Origin of the sequence: Endozoicomonas sp., assembly GCF_031844845.1 — a bacterium.
Taxonomy (GTDB): Bacteria; Pseudomonadota; Gammaproteobacteria; order Pseudomonadales; family Endozoicomonadaceae; genus Endozoicomonas.
On sequence record NZ_JAVRMB020000272.1, the window covers coordinates 1 to 5,934 of the forward strand.

General features: G+C 44.1%; 2 protein-coding genes. One reads left to right on the plus strand and one right to left on the minus strand.

All coding sequences use genetic code 11. The features are described from left to right. Window positions 1-479: 479 nt before the first annotated feature. The gene (locus tag RM811_RS14560; protein ID WP_402525612.1) at window positions 480-1,256 is read right to left on the minus strand and encodes an SDR family NAD(P)-dependent oxidoreductase; all 777 of its coding nucleotides are present in this window, start codon (window positions 1,254-1,256) and stop codon (window positions 480-482) included. A gap of 316 nt (window positions 1,257-1,572) precedes the next feature. On the opposite strand from RM811_RS14560, the gene RM811_RS14565 reads away from it, so the two are divergent. Continuing rightward, window positions 1,573-5,892, plus strand: coding sequence for a hypothetical protein (locus RM811_RS14565; RefSeq protein ID WP_402525614.1), 4,320 nt, complete (start codon window positions 1,573-1,575; stop codon window positions 5,890-5,892). The last annotated feature ends 42 nt before the right edge of the window (window positions 5,893-5,934 follow it).

Sequence of the window (5,934 nt, forward strand, 5' to 3'; positions counted from 1 at the left end):
AGTGCACCGGCACCGGATCCCACCACTACCACATCGACAATGGCATCCCAGGGCTTTTTCACGATTTTATTCTTGTTTTTATTAGTGCTGTTATCCGACATGATTTTCCCTTGTCATTATTTTTGGGAATCGCTGTTAATCGTCAATGTTATATACCATCGTCATCCCCGCGAAGTAGCCTGTCGCAAAAGGTTGAAAATGCCGACCTCTCCCCTCCGTCTTTCCCGCGAAGGAGGGTGTCGCAAAAGGGCAAAACACCCCCCGACCGTCATCCTCGCGAAGGCGGTTGTCGCAAAACCCGCCAGGAACGAGGTTCCTGATGGGTTTTGCGACAGCCTCCTGCGCGGGAAAGACGGAGGGTCAACCTTTTGCGACAACCTCGAAGGCGGGAATCCATCTCGAGAGTAGGAGTCTATATCGAGCAGTGGATCCCCGCCTTCGCGGGGATGACAAAAGTACTTTCTACAACGCCACTTCTCTTAAACGTGGTAACCGCCATCCACGCAGATAATCTGCCCGGTGATATAACGGGCACGACTGGAAGCCAGGAAGCTGATGGCATCCGCCACCTCTTCAGCCTGACCAAATCGCTTTAGACACAGGTTCTGCAGCACCGATTCTTCCCACGCCTTATCGAAGGCTTTACCTTTCAAACGCAAAAATATTCCGGTTTCAATCACACCGATGGCAACGCTGTTGGCGCGCACACCATAAACCCCTTCTTCTTTAGCAATACCCTTAATCAGGCTTTCAATGGCTGCTTTGGGGGCTACCGATAATGCATCTCTGGCCGGATAACGGAAAAGCCCCGCAGAACTGACATGAACCAGAGAACCACCACCCTCTTCTCTCAGATAAGGAATGGCTGTATGAGCAATATTAAAAAAACCATTAACATCGGACTGGATAATATCCTGCCAGAGCTCCGGGGTAATTTCTGAAATGTATTGCTGGGGAATATCGTAGCCTGTGGCCAGAACGACCGTATGGATATTGCCATATTGTTCAGAGAGGCTGGCAAACAGATTCCCGGCACTTTCCCTGTCCCCCATATTGAGCTGAAAAGCCTCAGCATGCCCACCGGCTTCAGCCAGAGAAGCAGCCACTTCCAGCGCTTTTTCACGGTTTTTATTATAAGTCAGGGCAACCGTAGCGCCCTGCTCTGCCAGCCGGTGGCAAACGGCAGCACCCACACCACCACTGCCTCCAACAACCAGCGCCACCCCTTGAGGAAATTCATTATTATTATTGTGCATAGCCTTATCCGGGAATGTATAAAGGTTACCGGTATCGCCCTGATTATGATGTCAAAGTGTGGTATCAAAGACCGCTCTTTTCACTGCTGACAAACCACAAAGGCAGGCGAAGTCAATAGTGAATTCTTGCGTTTGGCCTGTAAACTCTCATCGTCTGAAGAGACTAAAGAAAACAGCACTTACCTGTTAACTATCTAAAAATTATTGGTATTTATTGACGACCCACAGCGCCACTACAGACAACAATGAAAAATCAAATAATTACCCTAGACTTACCTGCGGTAGAAAGAACAAAAACAACGATCAGGAATTCTGAGTGGAAACTTATCAAGCACCAAAATCCCCATCCCCCACCCCTGCTTTAAAAGCCATTCCAAAAAATAACAATGAAAAAGGCCAGAAAAAAATACTTCACGGTGGAAAAAGCATTCAAAATAGCCCTCATGCAGAACATCAGAAGGGCATCAATGCACCAGCAGCACTGCCGGCAGGAGTGAAAACTTATGCTTCTGTAGTTACTACGCCTCCCCCGCCAAAGCCTTTAGTGAACACTAATTATAAAACTGAAAGGAAACAACATTCAGCCAATACTATAAATAAACATCAGAATCGCCCAAAACCAGCAGAATCGTCAAGGGATTTCACTAATCAGATCAACCAGCAATGCCTGATACTGAAAAAACAGGAAAAGAAAAATAAAGACCCTGTCCGCTGGTATTTAGAAGTTGTTAATTCAATTAATAAGTTAAAACCAACAAAGGATGAATCAATAGTACAGAACGACAAGCATTACCAATCCAGTTTTTCTCCATTCTACTGCCGGGCACTGGATTCACTAGTCAATGCAGCTCTTGAATATTTTGACAAAACAGATTCACGCTATTTAAATACATACCATATTCTGGAAGCAGTATGCACGGTACCAAACCCCATTCATCTTCACCCCGACATATATCGTCCCGAATCAGCGATCCATACCCAATTGAAACAGCTATTGAACAGCATAATCAGTTCAGAGTTAGAATACCTGAGATACAGGGCATCCTACCCTGACCCCAGAGGTACCGAACCCGTTAGAAAGAAAATCAAATGGTTGTTAGATCCTGAGGCTCCAGCCGTCTCTTGCGGTTTTTTAACCAGAGAACAAGTTAATGCTTACTCAGAGAAGATTGAGCATCCAGAGCCGCCTGAAGCACAATCAGACACGCTTCCGCTCAGTAAAGCACTGGCATCAAACAACCTTCAGGAAGCAGAGAACCTTGTATGGCAATCACAACCCGTTATTTCAGGTCAGATAAGAATGATTGGAGATATACTGAAATGCAGTTTGACCGATTTAGCAGCTTCTTTCCAAGCGACACATAATAGCTCCCGGGAGCTTGCTTTATTTACCGCTCTGGCGAACTTTTCTCAAAAACACCAGAGAACTATCAACGTTTATGATTCTCTGAAGAAGGATCTTATCAAAATTCAATCGGAGGTTACCCAAAGATTACTGACCAGTATTCCCCCCAATTCATTCATCCCCAAAAAGATTGAAGAGACGATAGAAATACTTATTCACTATGGAGTACTCAATAATTCCTGCATTGAATTATGGACCCGGTACATACCAGGAGAGAAAACACCCCTGACAGCCAAAACTCAAGAATATATACAACAGGCTTCAGGAAAGTCGGTACAGAAAAAAAAGGCCTCGCTCCAACCCTCAAAACTAACCCCTGAAAAAGTAAAACAGCTAATTAAAGAAGCATTCAATGCGATAGATAAAACGAACCAAAAAATCACAGATTACCAAAATGCAGCCCTGATCTTAAAGCCTATCATCCCATACGAACAAAAAATCAAAAAACTCCCCAACGGAAACAATCTAATACGCAATCTGCATTCTATAAAAGGCATAATTGTTAAGGAGCTTTTTGACACCATTTCCAATATTTTTTTAAATGAGGTTGGTCACAAAAAATTTAACTACCAACATTTAACAACCGTTATGGCAAAACACAAACAGCAATGCATTGAGAATGAAAAATACAAATTTCTGTTATGGGAAACACACTTGAACAGCTGGCATATGACGGTCAGTAAAGTCTGGGGAAAAACGATTCTCGACTTGCTCAAGTCTGAATCCATTTTCGATGATAATATTCATGATTTATTACAGCTAAAGGCCATGGTTCAGGATAATCTCTGCCCAACCACAAGGAAAAATCTAAAAAAACTACTCATTAAGATTTTCGCTGAAAAATCCAATCCCCCCCCGGTTTCTGAAACACCAGAGTTAACAACTCTTATAGCCTGGGGATATATGATTCTTAGTAAAACACCACAGAATCACACAGAAGAAAAACTGGACGACAATAATCTCAGTCAGCGAATGGAGCAATTGAGAGCATTGATATCTACCGACAATACCTCCCTTCCGGTTTCAGGGCCTGCCAATAATCCAGAAGAAGATAAAACCTGCCTTCACCCAACAAGATTGCCCCTTACTGACGAATCAAAGGAAAACAATAAAATCACACCAGCAAGCCCCATTGACTCCACTCATAAAAACGAGGAAAAATGCCAGTCTCTCAACATAATTTATCCCCCTCCTGAGCAGTTCCGGGATAATCCGAATATTGTGATTCCGCAAGAACAAACATCTTCAGCGACATTAATTGGTAATACAGTCACCACAATAAATCCACAAAACACGCAGCAGTTCACATACTGGTCCCAACATCAGTCTTTACTCAATATATCTACGGTCAACACCGTCCCCCTTCTGCCTCAAGTCCAAACAGCCCACAGAGAGACACAAACTGAAAACAGTAGAAATCCCTGCCGGGGGGTACAAACTGAGACCCCGAAAAAAAACAGTGAAGGAACCCAAACCGGGAATCAAAAAAACACCAGCCCGGGGACTCAGGCAAACCTTAACAAAAAACCTGAAACCACCAGTATAAAGACACAAACAGACCTGAAGAAAACGCCCGGAACAACCTGCAAAAAGAAACAAACTGATCACGATAATATACCTGCAACAACCCATTGGGAGCCTCAGCCAGACCCCACAGTCCCGTCGAAACCTGCTGAATATCAAGTGACTGACCCTGACCCGGTACTTAAGGGATTAAGGAGTACCCCACAGAAACCATTATTACCAAAGCCCGAGAAAACAGAACAGAATATTCCAACCCAGACAGCCACTGATGGGGTAACAACCCGGGAGACAGACAGTAACAAGTTCATCGATGTACATCAGTCTTTGTCAGGTGATTCATCACCGGTAACAAGAGAAACAAAAGGTCTGTCTTTTAATAAAACCAAACTGAAAAAATCTGTCAAAAGATTCAGTAACACTGGTCTGGAAATTTCCGTGGATCAACTCTGCAGTCTTTTAGAATCGAATCAAAACTTCTGCAAAAAATGGCGTACCCAGAAACCGCTTGATATCGGTTATGTCAGGCAATGTTTCGAAAAATGGCAACAGCTCGAACCACCATCAATTTCAGCTTCCTCTACTCCCGGGCAATCATCACTGTCTGATGCTCCATCGAGACCTGAGCAGCCACCGTTACCGCTATCAACGCCTGCCACAGCAGTACCGAAACCATTAGTAGCAGAACAACCAGACAAGCAGCTAATCCCTCTACTCCAGGAAATCCAGAAGATTAAAGCCAAACCCGGCTTGAAATTTGGCCATATTCTTTCAACCGAAATCTGTACCAATGGTGCTCGCGCCAAACTTATATCTGAAATTGAAGCCTTACTTGTTCAAGCAGAACAGGTAGATGCTATTAGTGATGAAAATGATAACACTCAAAAAAATAAGCAGATTATTTCTAATGGGGTAAACCGGTTATCCTACCAGCTTGGCAAAATTTCTTTCGAAGAGGCAATAAATCATATTGAAAAGAATAATCTCTCCAACGACACTCCAGCCCTGATCCACCAACTAGAAACGATAAAGCCCATGCACCGTACAAAGTTAACGTCCGCCGAGTTCGCTGAATTGACATTATACCGCGCCGCCATTCAGATTTTTCACAAAAATCAAATACCCGGCGCGGCCAGCTGCCAGAGCTTTGTTAACGCCATTGAGTGCTTCCTGAGAAATCAGGGCTACCACCAGGTCATTGGTATTGATGAACAGCTGGATATGAATGTCGCTCCGGGCGCGCCAACAGCGGTTGTCTGCTGGAATGTCGCTGAACTTAGGAGTTGCTATTTCACTACGTTTTTGCATGATGTAGATTCTGATGCCTTCAGGAAGGCGATACAGTCCGGTGAGCAGGCAGGAGCCAGCCCGGAAAATGATTCTATCGATCAATTGAACGGGGAACGCTACCTGCTCCTGAGAACAACACCAACAGGAGAGGAAGGGCACTTTGTCAATCTTGTTCGCTCAAAAGCATCAGGACGGTTTATCGTGATTGACGGACAAAAGGAGAACATTTATCCGGTTATTCATCCGGAGCCAGACTTTACGATTACTGATGATGCAGATAAAGATATCACGCAAAGAAACATATACGCATTCAGAACAGACCTGATACCCGACTCAATCTTTTCAGAAGAACTGAAACGAAGTAATGCCCTGATGCAAAGTTCAATCACTGCACAAAAGGCATCACTGTCTACCGGGTAAAATCCACACAACCGTGGAATTACATCGTCTTTCAGGTGATAA

Excerpts from the sequence above, each read along its gene's own strand:
- RM811_RS14560 (WP_402525612.1), bottom strand. The coding sequence starts at position 1,256 with ATGCACAATAATAATAATGAATTTCCTCAAGGGGTGGCGCTGGTTGTT.